General features: G+C 69.9%; 18 protein-coding genes. 8 read left to right on the top strand and 10 right to left on the bottom strand.

Annotation, left to right across the window (positions count from 1 at the left end):
- Positions 1–8 precede the first annotated feature (8 nt).
- The 7 genes from ACIHEI_RS02320 to ACIHEI_RS02350 all read left to right on the top strand — a co-directional run bounded on the left by ACIHEI_RS02320 (position 9) and on the right by ACIHEI_RS02350 (position 8,068).
- Positions 9–1,061 (top strand): ABC transporter ATP-binding protein, encoded by a 1,053-nt coding sequence (locus ACIHEI_RS02320; protein ID WP_387637722.1) that lies wholly within the window; start codon positions 9–11, stop codon positions 1,059–1,061.
- A complete protein-coding gene (locus ACIHEI_RS02325; RefSeq protein ID WP_396605323.1) occupies positions 1,054–2,070 on the top strand; it encodes an ABC transporter ATP-binding protein in 1,017 nt (338 codons plus the stop codon). Before ACIHEI_RS02320 ends, ACIHEI_RS02325 begins: the two co-directional genes overlap by 8 nt.
- Positions 2,071–2,293: 223 nt before the next feature.
- A complete protein-coding gene (locus tag ACIHEI_RS02330; protein ID WP_396605324.1) occupies positions 2,294–3,916 on the top strand; it encodes an ABC transporter substrate-binding protein in 1,623 nt (540 codons plus the stop codon).
- A gap of 78 nt (positions 3,917–3,994) precedes the next feature.
- A complete protein-coding gene (locus ACIHEI_RS02335; protein ID WP_387637714.1) occupies positions 3,995–4,921 on the top strand; it encodes an ABC transporter permease in 927 nt (308 codons plus the stop codon).
- Positions 4,914–5,927 carry an ABC transporter permease gene (locus ACIHEI_RS02340; protein WP_396605325.1) on the top strand — a complete coding sequence of 338 codons (1,014 nt, stop codon included), beginning with the start codon at positions 4,914–4,916 and terminating at the stop codon, positions 5,925–5,927. The genes ACIHEI_RS02335 and ACIHEI_RS02340 overlap by 8 nt, the downstream gene beginning before the upstream one ends.
- A 16-nt stretch (positions 5,928–5,943) precedes the next feature.
- Positions 5,944–6,996, top strand: coding sequence for an ABC transporter ATP-binding protein (locus ACIHEI_RS02345; protein WP_396605326.1), 1,053 nt, complete (start codon positions 5,944–5,946; stop codon positions 6,994–6,996).
- Complete coding sequence (locus ACIHEI_RS02350; RefSeq protein WP_396605327.1) at positions 6,986–8,068, top strand: ABC transporter ATP-binding protein; 1,083 nt, start codon at positions 6,986–6,988, stop codon at positions 8,066–8,068. Before ACIHEI_RS02345 ends, ACIHEI_RS02350 begins: the two co-directional genes overlap by 11 nt.
- Positions 8,069–8,122: 54 nt before the next feature.
- Here the strand turns inward: ACIHEI_RS02350 and ACIHEI_RS02355 are convergent, their stop codons facing one another.
- The 10 genes from ACIHEI_RS02355 to ACIHEI_RS02400 form a co-directional block, all read right to left on the bottom strand.
- Positions 8,123–9,187, bottom strand: a complete 1,065-nt coding sequence (locus ACIHEI_RS02355; protein WP_396605328.1) for an ABC transporter ATP-binding protein — start codon at positions 9,185–9,187, stop codon at positions 8,123–8,125.
- A gap of 10 nt (positions 9,188–9,197) precedes the next feature.
- Positions 9,198–10,271 (bottom strand): ABC transporter ATP-binding protein, encoded by a 1,074-nt coding sequence (locus ACIHEI_RS02360; protein ID WP_387637700.1) that lies wholly within the window; start codon positions 10,269–10,271, stop codon positions 9,198–9,200.
- A 64-nt stretch (positions 10,272–10,335) separates the two neighbouring features.
- Positions 10,336–11,313, bottom strand: a complete 978-nt coding sequence (locus ACIHEI_RS02365; RefSeq protein ID WP_392953888.1) for an ABC transporter permease — start codon at positions 11,311–11,313, stop codon at positions 10,336–10,338.
- Positions 11,314–11,394: 81 nt separating this feature from the next.
- Entirely contained in the window at positions 11,395–13,158 is a 1,764-nt protein-coding gene (locus ACIHEI_RS02370; protein ID WP_392953891.1) for an ABC transporter substrate-binding protein, read from the bottom strand.
- Between the two features lie 89 nt (positions 13,159–13,247).
- A complete protein-coding gene (locus ACIHEI_RS02375) occupies positions 13,248–14,285 on the bottom strand; it encodes an ABC transporter permease (RefSeq protein WP_392953894.1) in 1,038 nt (345 codons plus the stop codon).
- A gap of 484 nt (positions 14,286–14,769) precedes the next feature.
- Positions 14,770–16,497: an ABC transporter family substrate-binding protein gene (locus ACIHEI_RS02380; protein WP_392953897.1), complete on the bottom strand. Its 1,728-nt coding sequence runs from the start codon at positions 16,495–16,497 to the stop codon at positions 14,770–14,772.
- Positions 16,498–16,690: 193 nt separating this feature from the next.
- Entirely contained in the window at positions 16,691–19,075 is a 2,385-nt protein-coding gene (locus ACIHEI_RS02385) for a hypothetical protein (RefSeq protein ID WP_396605329.1), read from the bottom strand.
- Between the two features lie 300 nt (positions 19,076–19,375).
- The gene (locus ACIHEI_RS02390) at positions 19,376–19,831 is read right to left on the bottom strand and encodes a DUF6113 family protein (RefSeq protein WP_396605330.1); all 456 of its coding nucleotides are present in this window, start codon (positions 19,829–19,831) and stop codon (positions 19,376–19,378) included.
- Positions 19,828–20,715: an N-acetyl-1-D-myo-inositol-2-amino-2-deoxy-alpha-D-glucopyranoside deacetylase gene (mshB, locus tag ACIHEI_RS02395; RefSeq protein WP_396605331.1), complete on the bottom strand. Its 888-nt coding sequence runs from the start codon at positions 20,713–20,715 to the stop codon at positions 19,828–19,830. The genes ACIHEI_RS02390 and mshB overlap by 4 nt, the downstream gene beginning before the upstream one ends.
- A 67-nt stretch (positions 20,716–20,782) precedes the next feature.
- On the bottom strand, positions 20,783–20,977 hold the full coding sequence (locus ACIHEI_RS02400; RefSeq protein WP_380487809.1) for a DUF2304 domain-containing protein: 195 nt from the start codon (positions 20,975–20,977) through the stop codon (positions 20,783–20,785).
- A 229-nt stretch (positions 20,978–21,206) separates the two neighbouring features.
- Here ACIHEI_RS02400 and ACIHEI_RS02405 point away from each other — a divergent pair, with 229 nt between their 5' ends.
- Entirely contained in the window at positions 21,207–23,324 is a 2,118-nt protein-coding gene (locus ACIHEI_RS02405; RefSeq protein ID WP_396605332.1) for an alpha/beta fold hydrolase, read from the top strand.
- Positions 23,325–23,400: the final 76 nt, after the last annotated feature.

The raw sequence follows: 23,400 nt of genomic DNA on the forward strand, positions 1-23,400 counted from the left end.
CCCGCATCATGACCACCGCACCCGAGAAGACCACTGCCACCAAGGACCGCCTGGTCCCCGGCACCCCGCTGCTCGAAGTCCGCGACCTGCACGTCGAGTTCAAGACCCGGGACGGCATCGCCAAGGCCGTCAACGGCGTCAACTACTCGGTCGCCGCCGGCGAGACCCTCGCCGTGCTCGGCGAGTCCGGCTCCGGCAAGTCCGTCACCGCGCAGACCATCATGGGCATCCTCGACATGCCGCCCGGCCGGGTCACCGCCGGCGAGATCATGTTCCGCGGCCGGGACATGCTCAAGATGTCGAACGAGGAACGCCGGAAGATCCGCGGCCGCAAGATCGCGATGATCTTCCAGGACGCGCTGTCCTCGCTGAACCCGGTGCTCTCCGTCGGCTACCAGCTCGGCGAGATGTTCCGCGTCCACGAGGGCGCCTCCCGCAAGGAGGCCAAGGCCAAGGCCATCGAACTGATGGACCGGGTCCGCATCCCCGCCGCCGCGCAGCGGGTGAACGACTACCCGCACCAGTTCTCCGGCGGCATGCGGCAGCGCATCATGATCGCGATGGCGCTGGCCCTCGAGCCGGACCTGATCATCGCGGACGAGCCCACCACCGCGCTGGACGTCACCGTCCAGGCGCAGGTGATGGACCTGCTGGCCGAGCTCCAGGCCGAGTACCACATGGGCCTGATCCTGATCACCCACGACCTCGGTGTGGTCGCCGACGTCGCCGACAAGATCGCCGTCATGTACGCGGGCCGGATCGTCGAGACCGCCCCCGTGCACGACCTGTACGCCAGCCCCGCCCACCCCTACACCAAGGGCCTGCTCCGGTCGATCCCGAGCCTCGACCAGAAGGGCGAGGAGCTCTACGCGATCAAGGGCCTGCCGCCCAACCTCTACAAGGTCCCGGCCGGCTGCGCGTTCAACCCGCGCTGCGACGTGGCCACCGACCTGTGCCGCACCGAGATCCCCGCCCTGCACCAGGTCACCGACCGGGACGGGGCCGAGCTCGCCGGCCGCAAGAGCGCCTGCCACTTCTGGAAGGAGACCCTCCATGGCTGAGCCCATCCTGGAGGTCCGCGACCTGGTCAAGCACTACCCGCTCACCCAGGGCGTCCTCCTCAAGAAGCAGGTCGGCGCGGTCAAGGCCGTCGACGGCGTCTCCTTCACCCTCGACAAGGGCGAGACCCTCGGCATCGTCGGCGAGTCCGGCTGCGGCAAGTCCACCCTCGCCAAGGTCCTGATGAACCTGGAGCGGGCGACCGCCGGCCAGGTCCTCTACAAGGGCGAGGACATCTCCCGGCTGTCGGGCTCCGCGCTGAAGGCGGTGCGGCGCAACATCCAGATGGTGTTCCAGGACCCGTACACCTCGCTGAACCCGCGCATGACGGTCGGCGACATCATCGGGGAGCCGTTCGAGATCCACCCCGAGGTGGCGCCGAAGGGCGACCGCCGCAAGGCCGTTCAGGATCTGCTGGACGTGGTCGGTCTCAACCCCGAGTACATCAACCGGTACCCGCACCAGTTCTCCGGCGGCCAGCGTCAGCGCATCGGCATCGCCCGCGGTCTGGCGCTGAAGCCGGAGATCATCATCTGCGACGAGCCGGTCTCCGCGCTGGACGTGTCGGTGCAGGCCCAGGTGATCAACCTGCTGGAACAGCTCCAGAGCGAGTTCGAGCTGTCGTACATGTTCATCGCGCACGACCTGTCGATCGTCCGGCACATCTCCGACCGCGTCGGCGTGATGTACCTCGGCAAGATCGTCGAGATCGGCACCGACGCCGAGATCTACGAGCACGCCACCCACCCCTACACCCAGGCGCTGCTGTCCGCCGTGCCGGTGCCCGACCCGACCGGCCGCGAGAGCCGCGAGCGGATCATCCTCACCGGCGACATCCCGTCCCCGGCGAACCCGCCGTCCGGCTGCCGGTTCCGCACCCGGTGCTGGAAGGCGGAGGAGCGCTGCTCCACGGAGCTGCCGCTGTTGGCCGTTCCGGAGCTGCTGACCGGCGAGGCCAAGCACGAGTCGGCCTGCCACTTCGCTGCCGAGCGCGAGGTCGCGGCGGCGTAGCGCACAACCACGGGCACGAGTAACCAGGCACCCATCAGCCGGGTCGCGATCAACGGCAAGTCATTGCCCGCGACGCGATCTTGCTGGTGGGTGCCTTCCGCTGCGCGCAGTTCCTCACGCCCCTGGTTGGTGTGCTCCGTCCGGCTGCGCTGTGGTCGCGTGACCGCTCGGCGGCACTTCTCATGAGGTGAGATGCGTCATGCACCCTTGAGGAGGAAGCTCCATGCCTTCAGGCACCCGTGTGCGCCGGGCCGTGGTCAGTGCGACGTCCGTGGCCCTGATGGCCACGGGTTGTGGTGGTGGCGGCAGTTCGAGCAACGGTCCGTCGGATGCCGCCAAGACGTTCACGTACCAGGGCTCCGAGCCGCAGAATCCGTTGCAGCCGGCGAACGCCAACGAGGTTGGTGGCGGGCGCATCGTGCAGAACCTGTTCAAGGGCCTGGTGGACTACGACCCCGCCACCGGGAAGCTGCGCAACCAGGTCGCGGACACCATCGACACCACTGACGCGCAGACGTACACCGTGGTGCTGAAGTCGGGTTGGACGTTCCACGACGGGACGCCGGTGACGGCGAAGAGCTTCGTGGACGCGTGGAACTGGGCGGCGAACACCAAGAACAACCAGATCAACAGTTCGTGGTTCGAGGACATCCAGGGCTACCCGGACGTCCACCCGGAGAGCGGCAGTCCGACGGCGGACACCATGTCGGGGCTGACCGTCCAGGACGGGACGCACTTCACGATCAAGCTGAACCACAAGGTCTCGTACTTCCCGTACAAGCTGGGGTACGTGGCCTTTTCGCCGCTTCCGGAGGGGTTCTACCAGGACCCGGCGGGCTACGGGCAGAAGCCGGTGGGCAACGGGCCCTACGAGTTCGTGAGTTGGGACCACAACTCGCAGGTGGTCACCAAGACGTTCGCCAACTACCAGGGGGTGGACAAGCCGAAGAACGGCGGCGTGGTGTTCAAGATGTACACCAACGCGGAGGCGGCCTACGCGGACCTGCAGTCGAACAACCTGGACGTGATGGACCAGGTGCCGCCGTCGGCACTGGCGAACTACAAGGGAGATCTGGGCTCCCGGGCGATCGACGCTCCGCAGGGTGGGATCCAGAACGTCGGGTTCACGCTGTACCAGCCGGAGTGGCAAGGGGCGGACAAGGCCAAGGTCCGGCAGGGACTGTCGATGGCGATCGACCGGAACACCATCACCAGAACGGTGCTCCAGGGTTCGCGGGCGCCGGCGTCGGCGTGGGTCGCGGAGGGGGTGGAGGGCTACAAGGCGGGGACGTGCGGGGACTTCTGCACGTACAACCCGGACAAGGCGAAGCAACTGATCCAGGAGGGCGGTGGCGTCCCCGGGAACTCGCTGAAGATCACCTACAACGCGGACGGCGGTCACAAGGAGTGGGTGGACGCGGTCTGCAACTCGATCCGGCAGACGACCGGGGTGAACTGCGCCGGTGATCCGAAGACCGACTTCAAGACCGCCCGGGCGGCGATCACCGGGCACCAGATCAACGGCATGTTCCGGACCGGCTGGGTGCAGGACTACCCGTTGAACGCGAATTTCCTGGCGGACGTGTACCGCACCGGCGCGGCCTCGAACGACACCGGCTACTCCAGCCCGGAGTTCGACAAGCTCGCCACGGAGGCCGACAAGGCCGCGTCGATCCAGGCCACCGCGACCGGCTACCAGCAGGCCGAGGCGCAGCTGGCGACGGACATGCCGGCCATCCCGCTCTGGTACTACCGGACGAACTCCGGCTACTCCAACAAGGTGCAGAACGTGTCGTTCGACTCCTTCGGCAACCCGGCCTGGACCCAGGTCGAGGTCAAGAGCTGATCCCGTCCGGCGCCGGCCCCGCCCTCCCCGCACGGAGGGCGGGGCCACACCGGTCACCCCCTCGGAGGGAGGGCTCCCATGGGTCATTACGTCCTGCGGCGCGTGCTCCAGATGATCCCGGTGTTCTTCGGGGCCACGCTGCTGATCTTCCTGATGGTGTACAGCCTGCCGGGCGACCCGATCGCGGCGATGTTCGGCGACAAGGCGGCCGACCCGGCGACCGTGGCCCACCTGAAGCACCAGTACTACCTCGACCAGCCGCTGTGGAAGCAGTACCTGCACTACATGAACAACATCTTCCACCTGGACTTCGGCACCAGTTTCACCGGCCGCCCGGTCTCCGAGATCATGAAGGACGCCTTCCCGGTCACCATCCGGCTCGCGCTGGTCGCGTTCTTCTTCGAGATCGTGATCGGCCTGCCGCTGGGCCTGATCGCCGGCCTGAAGCGGGGAAGTGTCGCGGACACCGCGGTGCTGCTGCTGACCCTGATCGTGATCTCGATCCCGGTGTTCGTGCTCGGGTACATCGCGCAGACGGTGTTCGCGATCAACCTGGGCTGGGTGACGGCGACGGTCCAGGACTCCCGGGACATCACCCAGTTGATCCTGCCCGGCCTGGTGCTGGCCTCGCTGTCGCTGGCGTACGTGGCCCGGCTGACCCGCACCTCGATCGGCGAGAACCTGCGCGCCGACTACATGCGCACAGCGGTGGCCAAGGGCCTGCCGCGGCGGACCATCGTCGGGCGGCACCTGCTGCGCAACTCGCTGATCCCGGTGGTGACGTTCCTGGGCACCGACCTGGGCGCGCTGATGGGCGGCGCGATCGTCATCGAGGGCATCTTCAACATCACCGGTGTCGGCAACGTCCTCTACCGGGCGATCAACCAGAAGGAAGGCCCGACGGTGGTCGGCATCGTCACGGTGCTGGTGATGGTGTACCTGCTCGCCAGCCTGATCGTCGACCTGCTGTACGCCGTCCTGGACCCGAGGATCCGCTATGCCTGACCGCAACGAGTCCCTCCCGGACGACCACGATCCGCTGCGGAACATCAACCCCACCGACAGCGACCACCTGGACTACGTCGGCCAGCAGGGCCTGGCGGTGGAGCGGGACTCGCTGATCGAACCGGACCCCGGCAAGCGGGAGCAGGCCCGCAGCCTGTGGGGCGACGCCTGGCGGGATCTGCGGCGGCGGCCGATCTTCCTGGTCTCGGCGGCGCTGATCGTGCTGCTGATCCTGATCGCGGTCTTCCCGCAGCTGTTCACCAGCACCGATCCACGGGCCTCCGACCTGCTCCACAACTACCTGCGCCGGCCGGACTGGACGGACTTCTTCGGGGCCGGCTGGTTCGGTTACGACGGGCAGGGCCGGTCCATCTACGCCCGGGTGATCTACGGGGCGCGGGCGTCGATCACGGTCGGCATCTGCGTCACCCTGGCGGTCACCCTGCTGGGCGGCCTGACCGGGATGGTCGCCGGGTACTTCGGCGGCAGCGTCGACGCGGTGCTGTCCCGGGTCACCGACATCTTCTTCGGCATCCCGCTGCTGCTCGGCGCCCTGGTGCTGCTGAACGCGTTCGCCACCCGCAACGTGTGGTCGGTGGTGATCGCGCTGGCCTTCCTCGGCTGGACCCAACTGGCGCGCGTGATGCGCGGGTCGGTGATCACCGTCAAGCAGTCGGACTACGTGGTGGCCGGGCGGGCACTGGGCGCCGGGACGGGGCGGCTGATGTTCCGGCACATCCTGCCGAACGCGATCGCCCCGGTGATCGTGGTCGCCACCATCGCGCTGGGCGGGTACATCACGGCGGAGGCGACGCTGAGCTTCCTCGGCATCGGCCTGCAGGACCCGACCATCTCCTGGGGCGTGGACATCTCCTCCGCGCAGAAGGTGATCCGGCAGGCGCCGTTCGTGCTGTTCTTCCCGGCCGCGGCGCTCTCCATCACCGTGCTGGCCTTCATCATGCTGGGCGACGCGGTGCGCGACGCCCTCGATCCGAAGCTGCGCTGAGCGAGGGGAGAGGCACATGACCACCGCCGCCGACCAGGCCCGCCCGGCCCGCGAGGAGCCGTACACCGGCCCGCTGCTGGACGTGAAGGACCTGCACGTCGAGTTCAAGACCCGCGACGGCGTCGTCCGGGCCGTCAACGGCGTCAACTACAGCGTCAGCGCGGGTGAGACGCTCGCCGTGCTGGGCGAGTCCGGCTCCGGAAAGTCCGTCACCGCGCAGGCCGTCATGGGCATCCTCGACATGCCGCCGGCCAGTATCCCCAAGGGGGAGATCCTGTTCCGCGGCCGGGACATGCTGAAGATGTCCAAGGACGAGCGCCGGAAGATCCGCGGGCAGAAGATCGCGATGATCTTCCAGGACGCGCTGTCCTCGCTGAACCCGGTGCTCTCCGTCGGCTACCAGCTCGGCGAGATGTACCGGGCGCACCGCGGCAGCAACCGGAAGGACGCCAGGGCCAAGGCCGTCGAACTGATGGACCGGGTGCGGATCCCCGCCGCCGCGCAGCGGGTGGACGACTACCCGCACCAGTTCTCCGGCGGCATGCGGCAGCGCATCATGATCGCGATGGCGCTGGCCCTGGAGCCGGACCTGATCATCGCGGACGAGCCGACCACGGCGCTGGACGTCACCGTCCAGGCGCAGGTGATGGACCTGCTGGCGGAGCTCCAGGCCGAGTACCACATGGGCCTGATCCTGATCACCCACGACCTCGGTGTGGTCGCCGACGTCGCCGACAAGATCGCCGTCATGTACGCCGGCCGGATCGTCGAGACCGCCCCCGTGCACGACCTGTACGCCAGCCCCGCCCACCCGTACACCCGCGGCCTGCTGGACTCCATTCCGCGTCTCGACCAGAAGGGCCAGGAGCTCTACGCGATCAAGGGCCTGCCGCCCAACCTGCTGCGGATCCCGGCCGGCTGCGCGTTCAACCCGCGCTGCCCGCGGGCGCAGGAGGTGTGCCGGCAGGAGGTGCCGCCGCTGGCGCAGGTGACCGAGGACGACGGGACGCCGCTGGCCGGGCGGGGCAGCGCGTGCTTCTTCTGGAAGGAGACCCTCCATGACAGCTAACGGCGCCACACCGCTCGGGGCGACCACCCCCGAGGAGGTCGCGTTCGCCCAGGAGGTGCGGCGCGGCGAACCCATCCTGGAGGTGCGGAACCTGGTCAAGCACTTCCCGCTGACCCAGGGCGTCCTGCTCAAGAAGCAGGTCGGCGCGGTCAAGGCCGTCGACGGGGTGTCCTTCGACCTGATGCAGGGGGAGACGCTCGGCATCGTCGGCGAGTCCGGCTGCGGCAAGTCCACGCTGGCCAAGGTGCTGATGAACCTGGAGCGGGCGACCGCCGGCCAGGTCCTCTACAAGGGCGAGGAGATCTCGCGCCTGTCCGGCTCCGCGCTGAAGGCGGTGCGGCGCAACATCCAGATGGTGTTCCAGGACCCGTACACCTCGCTGAACCCGCGCATGACGGTCGGCGACATCATCGGGGAGCCGTTCGAGATCCACCCCGAGGTGGCTCCGAAGGGCGACCGCCGCAAGGCCGTTCAGGATCTGCTGGACGTGGTCGGTCTCAACCCCGAGTACATCAACCGGTACCCGCACCAGTTCTCCGGCGGACAGCGTCAGCGCATCGGCATCGCGCGCGGTCTGGCGCTGAAGCCGGAGATCATCATCTGCGACGAGCCGGTCTCCGCACTGGACGTGTCGGTGCAGGCCCAGGTGATCAACCTGCTGGAGCAGCTCCAGAGCGAGTTCGAGCTGTCCTACATGTTCATCGCGCACGACCTGTCGATCGTCCGGCACATCTCCGACCGCGTCGGCGTGATGTACCTCGGGCGGATGGTGGAGATCGGCACCGACCTGGAGATCTACGACCACGCCACCCACCCGTACACCCAGGCGCTGCTGTCCGCCGTCCCGGTGCCCGACCCGACCGCGCGGGAGTCCCGGGACCGGATCGTGCTGATCGGGGACGTGCCCTCGCCGGCGAACCCGCCGTCCGGGTGCCGGTTCCGCACCCGGTGTTGGAAGGCCCAGGAGCGGTGCGAGCGGGAGGACCCGGCGCTGACCGTCCGGGAGTGGCTGGAGGGCCGGGCCCGGCACGACTCGGCCTGCCACTTCGCCGCCGAACGCGAGAACACCTGACACGAAGAGGGCCCCCACCGAGCGGTGGGGGCCCTCTTCGGGCGTGACGCGGGATCAGGCGCGCTGCTCCGGAACGGCGGCCGTCGAGCCGTCCTCCGGGAAGTGGCAGGCAGTCAGGTGACCTGCGACGTTGCCGGACAGCTGGATCAGCGGCGGCTCCTCCACGGAGCACTTCTCCTGCGCCTTCCAGCAGCGGGTGCGGAAGCGGCAGCCCGACGGCGGGTTGAGCGGCGACGGGACGTCACCGGTCAGCCGGATCCGCTCGCGGTTGTCGTCCGGGTCGGCCTCGGGCACGGCGGACAGCAGCGCGTGGGTGTACGGGTGGCGGGGCGACTCGTACAGCGACTTGCGGTCGGCGATCTCGACGATCTTGCCGAGGTACATGACCGCGACACGCTGCGAGAAGTGGCGCACCACCGACAGGTCGTGGGCGATGAACAGGAAGGCGATGCCCAGCTCGCGCTGCAGCTCCTGGAGCAGGTTGACGACCTGCGCCTGGATGGAGACGTCCAGCGCCGAGACCGGCTCGTCCGCGACGATCAGCTTCGGGTTCAGCGACAGCGCGCGGGCCACGCCGATGCGCTGGCGCTGGCCGCCGGAGAACTCGTGCGGGAAGCGGTTGTAGTGCTCCGGGTTGAGACCGACGGTCTCCAGCAGCTCCTGCACCCGGCGCTGGATGCCGCCCTTCGGGTTGATCCCGTTGATCTCCATCGGCGCGCCGATGATCGCGCCGACGGTGTGCCGCGGGTTCAGCGAGGAGTACGGGTCCTGGAAGATCATCTGGATCTCGGACCGGATCGGCGCCAGCTCCTTGCGGGAGGCGTGCGTGATGTCCTGGCCGTTGTAGCGGATCTCGCCGCCGGTCGGCTCCAGCAGGCGGGTCACCAGCCGGCCGAGGGTCGACTTGCCGCAGCCGGACTCGCCGACCAGGCCGACCGACTCGCTGCCGTAGACCTCCAGGTCCACGCCGTCCACCGCGTGCACCGCGCCGACCTGGCGCTTGAACAGGAAGCCGTCCATCACCGGGAAGTGCTTCTGCACGCCCTTGATGGTCAGCAGCGGGTCACCGGAACCGGTGGCGGCGCCGCCCGGCTTTTCGAGGGTCAGTTCGTTGCTCATGATGTCCCTCTCAGCCGAGCCGCGGCTTGATCTGGTCGATGAAGATGTCCTGCCGCTTCGCCGCGCTCAGGTGGCAGGCAGCGGCGTGCCCGGTGGCCGGGGCGAGCGGCGGGCGCTCCGAGGTGCAGCCGCCGCCGATGACCTGCTCGACGAAGTCGCAGCGCGGGTTGAACGGGCAGCCGGTCGGCAGGTTGATCAGGCTCGGCGGGGTGCCGCGGACCGGACGCAGCGGCAGGTCCACGTCGCCGGTCAGGCTCGGCATCGAGGACAGCAGGCCCCAGGTGTAGGGGTGCTGCGGGGCCTTCAGGACCTCGCGGACGGTGCCGCGCTCCACGGCCCGGCCCGCGTACATCACCATGATGTTCTGCGCGGTGCGCGCCACCACGCCCAGGTCGTGGGTGATCAGGATGATCGCGGTGCCCATCTCCTGCTGAAGGTCCTTCAGCAGGTCGAGGATCTGGGCCTGGACGGTGACGTCCAGCGCGGTGGTCGGCTCGTCGGCGATCACCAGCTTGGGGTCGCAGACCAGCGACATGGCGATCATCGCGCGCTGGCGCATACCGCCGGAGAACTGGTGCGGGTAGTCGTCGACCCGGGTGGTGGGCTGCGGGATGCCGACCCGGGTCAGCATCTCGATGGCCCGGTCCCGGGACTCCTTCTTGGAGGCACCGGTGTGCTTGCGGAACGTCTCGCCGATCTGCTTGCCGATGGTGTGGTACGGCGACAGCGCGGTCAGCGGGTCCTGGAAGATCATCGACATGGTCTTGCCGCGGAGCTTCTCCAGCTCGCGGTTGGACGCGCCGACCAGCTCCTGGCCGTCCAGCTTGATCGAGCCGGTGATGTCGGTCCGGTCCGGGTTGTGCAGGCCCAGCACGGCCAGGTTGGTCACCGACTTGCCGGAGCCGGACTCACCGACGATGCCGAGCGTGCTGCCCGGGGACACGTCGAAGGAGAGGTTGTCCACGGCCCGGACCACGCCGTCCTCGGTGCTGAAACGGACCGAGAGGTCGCGGACTGAGAGGAACGGCTTGTCGCCGCCGCTGCCGGCGGACGAGGCCTCCTCGGGCTTGGCCTGGGTGGTCATGGACTGGGCTCCTCGGTGCGGTACGTGAGGTCGGGACTGCTGGGTCGGCCTGGGGTGCGGCCGGTCAGGCCAGGCGGATGCGCGGGTCGATCAGGGCGTAGGCGGCGTCGACGATGATGTTGAAGAACACGATCAGCGTGGCGGCCACCACGGTGACACCGACCAGCAGCGAGAGGTCGGAGTCGTTGAAGGAGTGGATCGCCAGCTCACCCAGGCCGTGCAGGCTGAAGGTGGTCTCGGTGATGATCGCGCCGCCGAGCAGGACGCCGAGGTCGATGCCGAAGACGGTGACGATGGTGCCCATCGCGCCGCGCCAGGCGTAGCGCATGAAGACCGAGGTGCCGGACATGCCCTTGGCGCGGGCCGTACGCACGAAGTCCTCGGACAGCTGCTCGACCATCGAGGAGCGGGTCATACGGGTGTAGTTGGCCGTCCAGATCAGCGACAGGACGATCCACGGGACCAGCAGGCCGGTGAACCAGCCGACCGGATCCTGGGTGATCGGCACGTAGGTGGGCTGGTCCAGCAGGTCGGTGCTGTAGACCAGGGCGACCAGCGCGAGCGGACCGGCCACGTAGATCTGCATCGAGGAGACGACCAGCGAGGCGGCACTGGCGATCTTGTCGGCCGGCTTGCCCTGCTTGTGGGCGGCCAGCATGCCGGTGCCGATGCCGAAGATCAGGAAGATCACGGCGGAGCCGACGGTCAGCGACAGGGTGGTCGGGAAGCGGTCCGCCAGGATGCTGCCGACCAGTTCCTTCTTGTCGAAGGAGTAGCCGAAGCACGGGGCGGAGCAGGCCACGTTGTTGTAGGTGCCACCGGTGAAGATGGCGCTCAGCCAGTTCCAGTACTGGACCGGCAGGGACTTGTCGAAGCCCATGTCGTGCCTGATCAGGGCGAGGTTCTCGGGCGTGCAGATCTTGCCGCAGTAGAGCCGCGCCGGGTCCGCCGGGATCGCGAAGAACAGCGCATAGGTGACCATCGAGACGATCACCAGAATGACGAGAGCGCCGAGTGATCGGCGGACGAGGAATCGGAGCATCGGACGGGCTCTCCTGATCGGGGAGGGGCACCGGCAGGTCGTGCCGGTGCCCCACCGTGAGCTACTGCTCGGTGATGACTACTACTTGACGTAGATGTTGAGCGGCGACTGCAGGCCGGCCAGGGTGTCGAACTTGACGCCGCCGAGGCCCGAGCCGTACAGGCTCAGCGAACGCTGGTACACGTCCGGGATCGAGTACGCCTTGTCCTGCAGCTTCTTGTCGATCGCGGCCCACGCCTTGCCCTGGGCGACCGGGTCGGCGATCTTGACCGCCGCGTCCATGGCGGCGTTGATCTCCGGGTCGTTCACGTGGGCGTAGTTCTGACCACCGTCGGCGATCATGCGGCCGTCCCACACCGGCTGCAGCGAGGTGTAACCGGTCGGCCAGTCGGCGCCCCAGCCACCCCAGTACAGGTCGAACTCGTTGTTGACGACCTGGATCGCGTCGTAGTAGGTCTTCGAGTCCAGCGGCTTCGGCACGAACTTGAAGCCGGCGGCCTCGAGGTTGGTGCGGATGGCCTCGGTGACCTTCTGCTGGATCGGGGTGTTGTTGAAGGCGTAGACGATGGTCTGGCCCTGGGCGTTCGCCTCGGTCAGCAGCTTCTTGGCCGCCTCGATGTCGCCCTGCGGCTTCTTCTTGATCTCGAACGGGTCGTACGACTCGAAGCCGAGGACGGTCGGGCTCATGTACGAGGTGGCGTAGTCACCGTAGGAGGTGCCGCCCTGCAGCTGGCGGGTCTGCTGGTGCGGGAACGCCTTGACCAGCGCCTCGCGGACCTTCTGGTCCTTGATGCGGCTGTTGTTGATGTAGTAGTAGTCCACGTACGGGGTCAGACCCTCGAGCGTGCGGGACTTCAGCTTCTCGTCGCCCTTGACCTTGTCCACGTAGGTCGGGTTGACCGTGTTGTGGAAGGTGAAGGTGTTCTTGTCGTCGCCGTTGTCCGCCATGAAGCGCTCGGTGGACTGCTGGGTCTGGACACCGAAGGTCATGTGCCACTTGTCCGGGTACGCGTTCCGGATCGGGTCGGTGGCGCCGTCCCAGTTCGGGTTGCGCTCCAGGTCCAGCGAGCGGTCGGTGACGTGCTCGGTGATCTGGTACGGGCCCGAGGAGAACGGCTTCTTGTCGTACTCCTCCTTGGTGTCGTGGGCCTTCGGCACGGCACCGTAGCCGGTCATGGCCAGGGTGAAGTTGGCGTCCGGGTGGACGTCCTGGAACGCGATGATGACGGTCTTGTCATCCGGGGTGGTGATCGCGTCGAGTTCCTTGCCGTCGTACGGACCGGTGTAGGCGGCGCGGTAGTTGTCACCCGAGATCCACTGCTGGATGTAGGTCGGGCCACCCTTGATGAACGAGGCGTAGGTGCGCTCGATCGAGTACTTGATGTCGGCCGAGGTGATCGGCGCACCGTCCTGCCACTTCACGCCGTCCTTCAGCGTGAACTTCCAGGTCTTGCCACCGTCGGTGGTGGTGCCGGTGTCGGTGGCCAGGTCGCCGACCAGCTTCTGCGAGCCGTCCGCGCCGGTCTTGTAGCCCGTCAGCTGACGGGTGAACAGCAGCGAGGCCTCGGCGTTGTAGTTCATGTAGACCATGGCCGGGTCCAGGTGCGAGAAGTCGTCGCGGTCGATCATGTTGACCGTGCCGCCCTTCTTCGCGCCGGGCTCGGGGATGGCCGGACCCTTCGAGTCCTCGGCGGTGCCGACGGAGATCGTGGTGGCGGCAACCGGCTCCTTCGAGCCGCTCGCCTTCGGGTCGTTGTTGGAGTGGCCACTGGAGCACGCCGTGGTGACGGTCAGGGCCCCGGCGACCATGATGGCTGCAGCGAGCCGCGACTTGCGAGAACTCATCTTCATCCTGCCTGGGGTAGGTGTAGTGACTATGTGCAGTGGGGTGCCCGGGGCTGGCTTTCCCATCCCCCCGGAGTCTTGAGGACCTGCTAGCGGTTGGCCTTGGGGTCGAAGGCGTCCCGGACGGAGTCGCCGAGCAGGTTGAAGGCGAGAACGAAGATCACCATGGCAAGGCCCGGGAAGAGCAGGAAGGTGACGTCGGTCCGCAGGTAGTTCGCCGCGTCGGCGATCATCCGGCCCCAGTCGGGGACCGGCTCGCTGACGCCCACACCGAGGTAGGACAGGCCGGCTTCGGCGGTGACGAACGCCGGGAGCGCGAGGGTGGCCTGAACCAGGATCGGGGTCCACAGGTTGGGCAGGATCTCCTTGAAGATGATCCGCATCGGAGAGGCACCGGTGACCTTGGCGGCCTCGATGAACTCCCGCTCGCGCAGCGCCAGCGCGGTACCGCGCAGGATGCGGGCCAGGCCCATCCAGCCGAGCAGCGAGAGCACGATGGTCACCGCGACGAACGGCAGCCACTCCGGGATCTTCTCGTTCTTGCTCACCAGCAGGCTGGTGACCACCGGCATGGTGGCGATCAGGAAGATCTGCGACGGGAACGACATGAGCACGTCGATGACGCGGCCGATGAAGAAGTCGGCCTTTCCGCCCAGGTAGCCGGCCGCGATGCCGAGCGCGACACCGATCACGGTGGTCAGGATCGAGGTGGCGAAGGCGATGATCAGCGAGGTACGGATGCCGTAGACCAGCTGCATCATGATGTCCCGGCCGAGGCCCGGCTCCAGACCGAACCAGAAGTCACCGCTCATGCCGCCGTTGGGGGCCACCGGAAGACCGGAGTCGGTCAGCAGGGTCGGGTCGTCCTGGCCGTAGTGGGTCTGCGGGTCGTTGCCGTAGATCATCGAGATGAGCGGCGCGAAGATCGCCACCAGGATGAAGAACAGCACCACACAGGCGCTCACTACGCCGGTGCGGTCACGGAGGAAGCGGCGCCACATCAGCTTCCCGGGAGAGAGGCCGCGGAAGCCGGGTTCGGCGGGCGCGTCGGCCGAGGCGTTGTCCGCGAGGTCCGACGTGGACCCGGGGGTGTCCCCGTCCGTCGTGGCCCCAGTAGGCGTCGTCATGGTGCTAAAGCTCCCGACCGTGGTCCGTGCAGAAGCAAGGAGTAAGAACTTGGATGAATGGACTCTTGCAAGTCGTTTATCGAACGTCAAGAGTTCCTCAGTTGTCAGGGGCCCATTTCCTGCTTCGTGCTGGAATGTCAACCACTTTGTAGTTCCTGAACTCTTGACAGCCTCCGATCGAGACGGTCAAAACCGGACAAACGTGATCAAGGCTCGTTCACGTGTCCGTAACGATGAACTGTCAGGTCCGCTATCTGGACAGCGAGTTCAGCGGGCCGATCTTGCGACGCGCGTAGACCCCGTGTCCGTTTTGGTGTTATTCGGTGGAATTGGGCTCGGCAATTGAGTGTCCGATAATCGGACACCTGCGTTTTCGGGCATGCCGGAGCGAATTCATGGGTAGGGGTCACCCAATTCGGGCGGCAGGCCCGGCGTCGACCGGCTGGCAATTTCTCGCCATTGGCGAGACTTCGCCGCGCGGGCGTTACTTCAGCAGCCCGATGTTCTCGTAGACGAGGTCGCCGAGCCCGGCCGCGCCGAGGTTGGCGAGGTTCTTCCGGACGCCGTAAATGGCCGGGCGCTGGTACAGCGGAACCATGCCGGCCACCTCCCACGCCTCGGCGTCGGCCCGGTTGAGCGCCGTCGTCCGGTCGTCCACGCTGTCGGCCTTGGCGGCGTCCGCCATGGCCCGGTCGAGCGCCTTGGTGCCCACCTGGGACCAGTTGGAGCCGGAGTCCTGCTGGAAGGTGCTGATCGAGTTGGAGACCGGGAAGGGGGTGCCCATCAGCGCGAACGCGGTCAGGTCGAAGTCGTGCTTGTACACGTAGCCGTCGAAGAACTCACCGGCGGGCACGGTCTGCACCGTCACCTTCACCCCGACCTGTCCCAGCATCCGGGTGACCAGCGCGCTCTCGTTGGCGGCCAGGTTGTTGTCGGCCGGCGCCACGAACCGCAGCGTCAGCTCCTTGCCGTCCTTCGTACGGACGCCCGAGGGCCCGAGCTTCCAGCCCAGCGAGTCCAGGGACGCCTTCGCGGCGTCGGGGTCGAAGCGGCTCAGGCCGCTCGAGTTGTCCTGGTAGCCGTGCTGGGACGGCACCAGGAAGTGGTTGTTCATCGGCACGTACGGCCAGTCCAGGCCGGCCAGGTCGGTGCGGGTGATCTCCGCCCGGTCGATCGCCCGGACCAGCGCCTGCCGGAGCTTCGGGTCGGCCAGCAGCGGGCTGCGGCCGTTCAGCACCAGGTGCCGCAGGTTCGGACCGCCGGCCCGGCGGGCCTCCCCGCCCGGGGTGGACCCGATGATCCGGTAGCCCTCGGTGTTGGGCCCGTTGTTGTAGTAGTCGACCGTGCCGGCGGCGAACGCCTGCGGCATCTTCCCGGTGTCGATCGCCTTGAAGACGATCCGGTCCAGCAGCGGCTTGTCGCCCCACCAGTCCGGGTCGGCGACCACCGTGACGGTGCGCGCCTCCGGGTCCATCTTCTCCACCTTGAACGGACCGGCGGTGACCGGGAAGCGTCCCTTGAAGGAGGTGTTGAACAGCTCCGGCGTGGCGATGTACTTCGCGGGCAGCAGCGGGGCGTTGCCGGCGTTGTTGAACATCGCCTGCCACTCCGAGTACGGCTCCCGGAAGGTCATCACGGCCTGGTGGTCGTCCTGGCCGCGGACCACGCTCTCCACCTGGTCGAAGCCGTTGCTGAAGGCGGTCCGGTACGCCGGGTCCTGGCCGTTCAGCGCCTGCCAGTCGGCCTGCAGGTCGCGCCAGGTGATCGGGGTGCCGTCGGACCAGTGGGCCTTCGGGTTGAGCGTCCACACCACGGTCTGCTTGCCCTGCCGCAGTTCGCTCGTGGCGTCGGTCAGGTAGGCCGGGTTGGGGGTCTGCATGCCGCCCGCGTCGGAGCGCCAGAAGGTCGGCAGCAGCGCCTTGGCCACGTCGTTGGTGGAGACCTCGGGGCCGTCCGCCTGGATCGGGTTCCACTGGCCGGAGTACTGGTCGATCGCCCAGTTCAGGGTGCCGCCCTGACGCAGTGCCGCGCGCGGCTTCGCGTTCAGCGCCTGCTGCGTCATCCGGGGGGCGTCGCCGCCCGTCGGAACCCTGGATCCGCCGTCGTCCGACCCGCTCTTCGAAGCGCAGGAGCACAGCGCGAAGGACAGCACCGCCACCGAGGCGGTCAGGGCGAGGGCGCGGCGGCTTCGCGGGGCGGGGGGTCTCGGCACGCGGCACATCTTGCGTACCGGTACGACAAGTTGTCGACCAGCGGTCGATCAAGTCTTGATAACGCGGCGCGGCCACCCCGCACGCCGCCCGTTTCGTCCCGTTCTGGGACGCCACTGGCGAGGATTCGCCAGCATGCCGAAGGCCGGGGCTCCGACGGTGGAGCCCCGGCCCGGCGCGGGTGTTGACGGCGGGTCAGCCGGCGAACTTGTACGCCCGGTCCCGGCCCGTCTTGGCGATGGTCTGGCCGACCGCGTCCGCCACGTCCTGCGCGGTGATCGCCGAGGACTGGCCGGCCTTGGTGATCTTCACCTTGTCGAAGGTGGTGCCGAGGGCCTTGGTCAGCTCGTCCAGGTCCCACTTCAGGACGACGTTGCCGGAGGCGTCCGGGACCAGCGTCAGCGCCTTCGCCGCGGTGCTCTTGCCGAAGTTGAACTGCTTGGTGCCCGCGGAGATGGTGATCTGGCCGTTCAGCACCTGCTTGCCGATGCTCTCCGCGGCGGCCTGCAGGGCGTCCTGACCGACCTTCGGCTTGGCGTCGGTCAGCGGCAGCGCCACCTCGGCGTCCGGCTTGCCGGCCGCCCGGTCCCGGTAGGACTGCTCGACCTTGTCGGCGGCCGACGAGGAGTCCAGGCCCTGTCCGGCCTTGCCCGGCACCACGACGGCGGCGCCCGCGCCCGCCTCGGTGAACTTGACGTAGCCCTCCTGCAGGCCCTGCCCGGACTTCGAGGCCAGGTCGTCCAGCGCCGCCTTCAGCTTCGCCTTGTCCACCCGCACCTGCGGCTCGACCGCCTTGCTGCTGCCGGTCAGCGAGGAAAGCACCTCGACCGGGTTGTAGCTGTGCTTGGTCAGCCCGTCCACCGTCGCCGTGGTGTCGAAGCTCAGACCGGCACTGGCCGGGTCCAGGGTCACCGACTGCTCGCCGATCTTCAGCCGCAGCGGCTGCTGCCCGGCCTTGCCGACCGAACCGTCCAGCGCCGTCACCGCCTGGTCGCGGGAGTCGCCGCCGATGTCGGTGCCCAGCACCGTGACGCCCTTGGGAATGTCGGACTGATTCATCATCAGGCCCGCGCCGTACGCCGCCGCGCCCAGGAACACCAGGCCGGCGACGCCCGTCACCATGAGCTTCTTGGCCTTGCCGCCACCGGACTTCTTGGCGGCCGGCTTCTTCGGGGCGGGCTTCTCGGCCTCCTCCGGCTCCACCGGCGGCTGGTCGTTCGACAGGTCGCGCCTGGGCGTCGCCGCCCGCGGCCCGCCGGGGAACGGCTGCGCCTCGGGCAGGTCGGCGAACCGGCCGCCGCCGTTGCCGCCGTTGCCGTTGCCGTTGCCGTTGCCGTTCGCCGGACGGGGCCGGTCGGCGGCGAAGGGGTCGGCCGCGGCCGGACCGGACGGCGTCTTCGGGGCGTTCAGGAACAGCTGGGTGGTCGGCGGGTCAGCGGCTATCGCACCGCCCCGGGGCGACTCCTCGCCGGTGATCGGGTCGAAGCCGCCGATCTGGGTGTCCTCCGGCTCCGCGCCCGGGCCCTGGGCGGCGGCCGGCTCGGCCGCGAACGGGTCCTGGCCACCGGGGAACGGGGCCGGGGCGCCCTGGCCGCCCGGCACGCCACCGCGCTGCGGCCGGGCCGCGCCCGGGGCCTCGGCGGCGAACGGGTCCTGGGGGCCCGCGAAGGGCTCGCCCTGCGGCTCCTGGGCGGCGTACGGCTCCTGAGCGGCGAACGGCTCCTGGGCACCGGCGTACGGGTCCTGGGCGGCGTACGGGTCCTGGGCGGCGGCGAACGGCTCGCCCTGCGGCGCCTGCTGCTGCCGGCGCTGCGGCGTGGCGGCCCGCGGACGGCCCGCGAAGGGGTCCTGAGCGGCCATCGGCTGCTGCTGGTGGTGCTGCTCGGGCTGCTGCTCGGCCGCGTACGGGTCCTGAGCGGCCATCGGCCGCTGCTGCCCGGGCACCGGCGCCTGCTGCTGCGACGGCTCGGCGGCGGGGGCGAACGGCGAGGCCGGGGCGCCGGACGGGCGCGGCGCGGCCTGCGGGCCGCCGGCCGGGCCGCCGGCCGGGCCGCCCGCCGCCGGGGCCGCCGGGGTGGCCGGCGCGGGAGCCGGGGTGGGAGCCGGGGCGGGCTCCTGACGGCTCTTCTGCCGGGGCTTGAACCACTCGCCGGTGGACTCCGACTCGGAGGCCTTGGGCGCGGCGGGCTCCTGCCACTCCGGCGGCAGCTTCGGCGGGGTGGCCGTGCCGCGGCCGGCGCCGGCGTCCATCACGCCGAGCACCGGGTCGCCGCCGGCCCCGCCGCGGTGGCGCGGGCCGGCCGGCTCGGCGGGCTTCTCGTCCTTGACCTTGCTCTGCACCACGACCGGCGGGATCGGCCGGGAGCCGGGGATGTTGATCCGGATCCGGGTGGTCAGCGTGGTCTCCGTCTTCGGCCCGTCGGCCTCGTCGGCGCGGGCGCCGGGAGCGGTCCGTGCGGCGGCGGGGTCCGGAAGTCCACCGGGCAGGCCGGTGCCGTACGGCGGGGTGCCCGACGGGTACGCGTCGGGGCCGCCGCGGCGGGGCTGCGGGTGGGCGTTGTCAGATTCGCGGCTGCTCAATGCTGCTCTGCTCCGGATTCGCGGCCGGGCCGGCTGGGCCGTCCGCTGCGTATGGGGCGGGTTGGGCCGCCGTACGGCGGCGCGTGCGGCGTGCGGCGGGCCGAACGGCCCCGGGGACATCGGCTGTTCACATGTCGGCTGCGGCAACGCCCCGTCACGCGAGTGGTGCCGAAGGTACCGCCCGGCCCGGTTCGGGCCAAACGGAGGGGGTGGCCCGCCGAAGCACCACCATACCGACTGCGCATACGGCCCGTCGGACGGCCGGGGGATGCCGATGGTCCGGATCCCCCCGGTACGGCGCTACTTGCCGCCGTCCTTGACGGCCTGTCGGGGCTGCGGCGCCGGTACGCCGAACAGGAACCCGGAGCGGGTCGGCAGGGTCGCGCACACCACGCCGAGCACCGAGCCGCCGAACAGGTAGGCGTACGCGGTCGCCGTCGCGGAGAGCACCAGGTCGCCCTCCGGACGGGGCGCCAGCAGCACCGCCAGCACCACGAACCAGCCCGCCAGCGGGGCGCCCGCGCCGAGCTTGGTGCCGGTCGCCCGCAGCCCGCCGTAGAACAGTCCGGCGCAGGCCAGCAGGGCCAGCAGCACGCCCACCGGCGCCCACAGAGCCTGCACGAAAGCTCCGCACACCGAGACCGCCGCGCCCAGCAGGAACAGCACCGCGTAGGCGGCGATCCGGACGCCGCGCGGCGGCAGCCGCTCGCCCAGGCGGTCGTCGCGGCTGCCGAAGAAGGGGTGGAGGAGCTTCACCGGGCCACCCCGGCGAACAGGTCGCTCTCCGGGCCGCCGGGGCCGAGCGCGCCGCGGACCAGCTGGTAGTACTCGGTGGCCAGCAGCGGCTGGCCCAGGTCGTTGCTGAGCGCGAAGTGCTGCCCGTCCACCACGATCTGGGTGGCGTGCGCCCGCATCGCGGCGGCCTTCGCACCGGCGTGCGCCGCGTTGTCGAGCGCGGTGGTGATCAGCAGGTCGTCGACCACGCCGGGGATCTGGTCGACCGGTGCGACGCCCTTGAACGGGGCCTCGTCGGCGGTCCGGCGCAGCCCGGCCTCGATCACCGAGCGGGGCATCCGGTTGTAGTAGACCTTGGCGATCCGCCAGGGCTCGCCCAGCTCCGGGCGGAACGCCGGGTCGGCGGCCAGCTCGTAGCCGCGCAGCGCGACCCGGTGGGCCTGGATGTGGTCGGGGTGGCCGTAGCCGCCGTCCTCGTCGTACGTCACCAGCACCTGCGGGCGGGTCTCGCGGATCACCGCGACCAGGTGGCCGGCGGCCTCGTCCACGTCGGCCTGCCAGAAGCAGGACGGGTCCTCGTTGTCCGCGACGCCCATCATCCCGGAGTCCCGGTAGCGGCCCGCGCCGCCCAGGAAACGGTGGTCGGTGACTCCCAACTCCTGCATGGCGGCGGTCAGTTCGACGATCCGGTGGGCGCCCAGGGTGTTGTCCCGGTCCTGCGCCAGGTGGGCCAGCTCCGGCGGGATCACCTCACCGCCCTCGCCCAGGGTGCAGGTCACCAGGGTGACCCGGACGCCCTCGGCGGCGTAACGCGCCATGGTGGAGCCGTTGTTGATCGACTCGTCGTCGGGGTGGGCGTGCACCAGCAGCAGCCCGCGCGCGTCGGCCGGGGGTACGGAGGTCATGTCCGGCAGCTTACGGCCTGCCCGGAGGGGACTCCCCGGACAGGCCGTGGCGGCACGCGGGCGGCGGTCAGAGCTTCAAGCTGTTGATCATTCCGGCCAGGTTGGCCGTCACCTCCTGGATCGACGGTGCGATCGAACTGGAGGCCAGGTAGAAGCCGAGCAGTGCGCACACCAGCGCATGGCCCAGTTTCAGGCCCGAACGCCGGACCAGGAGCCAGACCACGAAGAGCATCAGGACGGCGGCGGAGACGGACAAAGCCATGACGGCTCACACCCTTCCTCGGGTGCGCCGCCCCGGGGAGGGGCAGCGGGCGGAACGATGGTCAACTGATACCGGATCGGTGACCTCCGGGTGACGTTCCGTGAGCCCGCCCGGGGTGTCGTGGCGGGCTCGTCCGGGTACAGCGCCGCCGGTCAGGGGCGGTCCGAACGGCCGTACGCCGCGGGTGCGGCGGGCTGCTCCGAAGGGGTGAGGCCCTAGGGTCTGCGGCATGACCACCGAGAAGCCGCACGACACCTTCCCCCGGCAGTACGCGCGCACCAACCGGTTCACCACCGGCGCGCCCCGGTCGTTCACCGTCACCCCGGACGGCGCGCGGGTGCTGTTCCTGCGCTCCCGGGGCGCCGGGGCGCCCGCCAACCTGCTGTGGAGCCTGGACGTCGCGACCGGCGCCGAGACCGTGCTCGCCGACCCGGCGGTGCTGCTCGGCGGCGGCGCCGAGGAGCTGTCCGCCGCCGAGCGGGCCCGTCGCGAACGCAGCCGGGAGACCTCCGCCGGCATCGTCGGCTACACCCTGGACTCCGCCGGGCGGACCGCGGTCTTCGCCCTCTCCGGGCGGCTGTTCGCGGTCGCGGTGGAGACCGGCGAGTACCGCGAACTGCCCGCCGCCGCACCGTTGTTGGACCCGCGCCCGAGTCCGGACGGCAACCACGTCGGGTACGCCACCCCCAGCGGCGAGCTACGGGTGACGGCCCTCGACGGCAGCGGCGACCGGCTGCTCGCCGGGCCCGAGGGCGAGGGCATCAGCTGGGGGCAGGCCGAGTTCATCGCCCAGGAGGAGATGGGCCGCGACCGCGGCCACTGGTGGGCCCCCGACGGCAGCGCGCTGCTCGCCGCCCGGGTCGACGACACGCCGGTGCGCCGCTGGTGGATCGCCGACCCCGCCAACCCCGGGCGCCCGCCGGTCGAGATCGCCTACCCGGCCGCCGGCACCCCCAACGCCGAGGTCGGACTCTGGCTGCTCGGCCTGGACGGCACCCGCACCGAGATCCGCTGGGACCGTGCCGCCCACCCCTACCTGGCCCGCGTGCACTGGTCGGCCGGCGGCCCGCCGCTGCTCCAGGTGCAGGCCCGTGACCAGCGCGAACAGCTGGTGCTCGAGGTGGACCCGGCCACCGGCGACACCACCGTGCTGCTCACCGAGCGGGACGAGGACTGGCTGGAGCTGTTCGGCGGCGTCCCGGTACGGCGCGCCGACGGGCAGCTGGTGCGGATCGCCGACCACGGCGACGCCCGGGTCCTGATGGTCGGCGAACAGGCCGTCACCGACGCCGAGTTGCACGTCCGCTCGGTGCTCGGCCTGGACGGCGAGCAGGTGCTGTTCTCGGCCTCCTGCGGCGCCGCCGAGTTCGAGCGACGCCCGCCCGGCTGGCTCGGCGTCTTCACGTACGGCCCGGACGGCGTGCGGGAGCTCGGCGAGGGCGCGCTCGGCGCGGTGCGCGGGGGCGGTACCACCGTGCTCACCACCGCCGACCCGCGCCGGCCCGGCACCACCGTCACCGTGCTGCGGGACGGCGCCGAACCGCTGGTGATCGCCTCGCACGCGGACACCCCGCTGCTGACCGCCCGCCCGGTGTTCCGGTTCGCCGGCGAGCGGCGGATCCCCTGCGCGGTGCTGCTGCCCACCGGCTACGACCCGGACGTGGACGGCGACCTGCCGGTGCTGATGGACCCGTACGGCGGCCCGCACGGGCAGCGCGTGGTGCAGGCGCACAACCCGCACCTGACCTCGCAGTGGTTCGCCGACCAGGGCTTCGCGGTGATCGTCGCCGACGGGCGCGGAACCCCCGGGCACAGCCCCGCCTGGGAGAAGTCCATCAACCGGCGCACCGCCGAGATCACCGTCGCCGACCAGGTCGACGCGCTGCACGCGCTCGCCGAGGAGTTCCCGCTCGACCTCGGCCGGGTCGCCATCCGCGGCTGGTCCTACGGCGGCTACCTGGCCGCCGCCGCCGTGCTCCGCGAGCCCGACGTGTTCCACGCCGCGGTGGCCGGCGCGCCCGTCACCGAGCACGACCTGTACGACACCCACTACACCGAGCGCTACTACGGCGACCCCGCGGTGGAACCGGAGGCGTACGAGGCCAACTCGGTGGTGGCGCTGGCTCCTTCGCTGCGCCGGCCGCTGATGATCGTGCACGGCCTGGCCGACGACAACGTGGTGGTCGCGCACAGCCTGCGGCTGTCCACCGCGCTGCTCGCCGCCGGCCGCCCGCACACCGTGCTGCCGCTCTCCGGGGTCACCCACATGACGCCGCAGGAGGACGTCGCGGAGAACCTGCTGCTGCTCCAGGTCCGGTTCCTGAAGGACGCCCTGGGCATGGCGTAACCGGCGCACCCGTGACATCCGTCATGCGGACGTCACGACGGTGCACACTGCCGACGGCACCCCCGTTCCGAGGAGT

Origin of the sequence: Kitasatospora sp. NPDC051984 (assembly GCF_044593455.1) — a bacterium.
In the GTDB taxonomy this organism is placed as follows: domain Bacteria; phylum Actinomycetota; class Actinomycetes; order Streptomycetales; family Streptomycetaceae; genus Kitasatospora.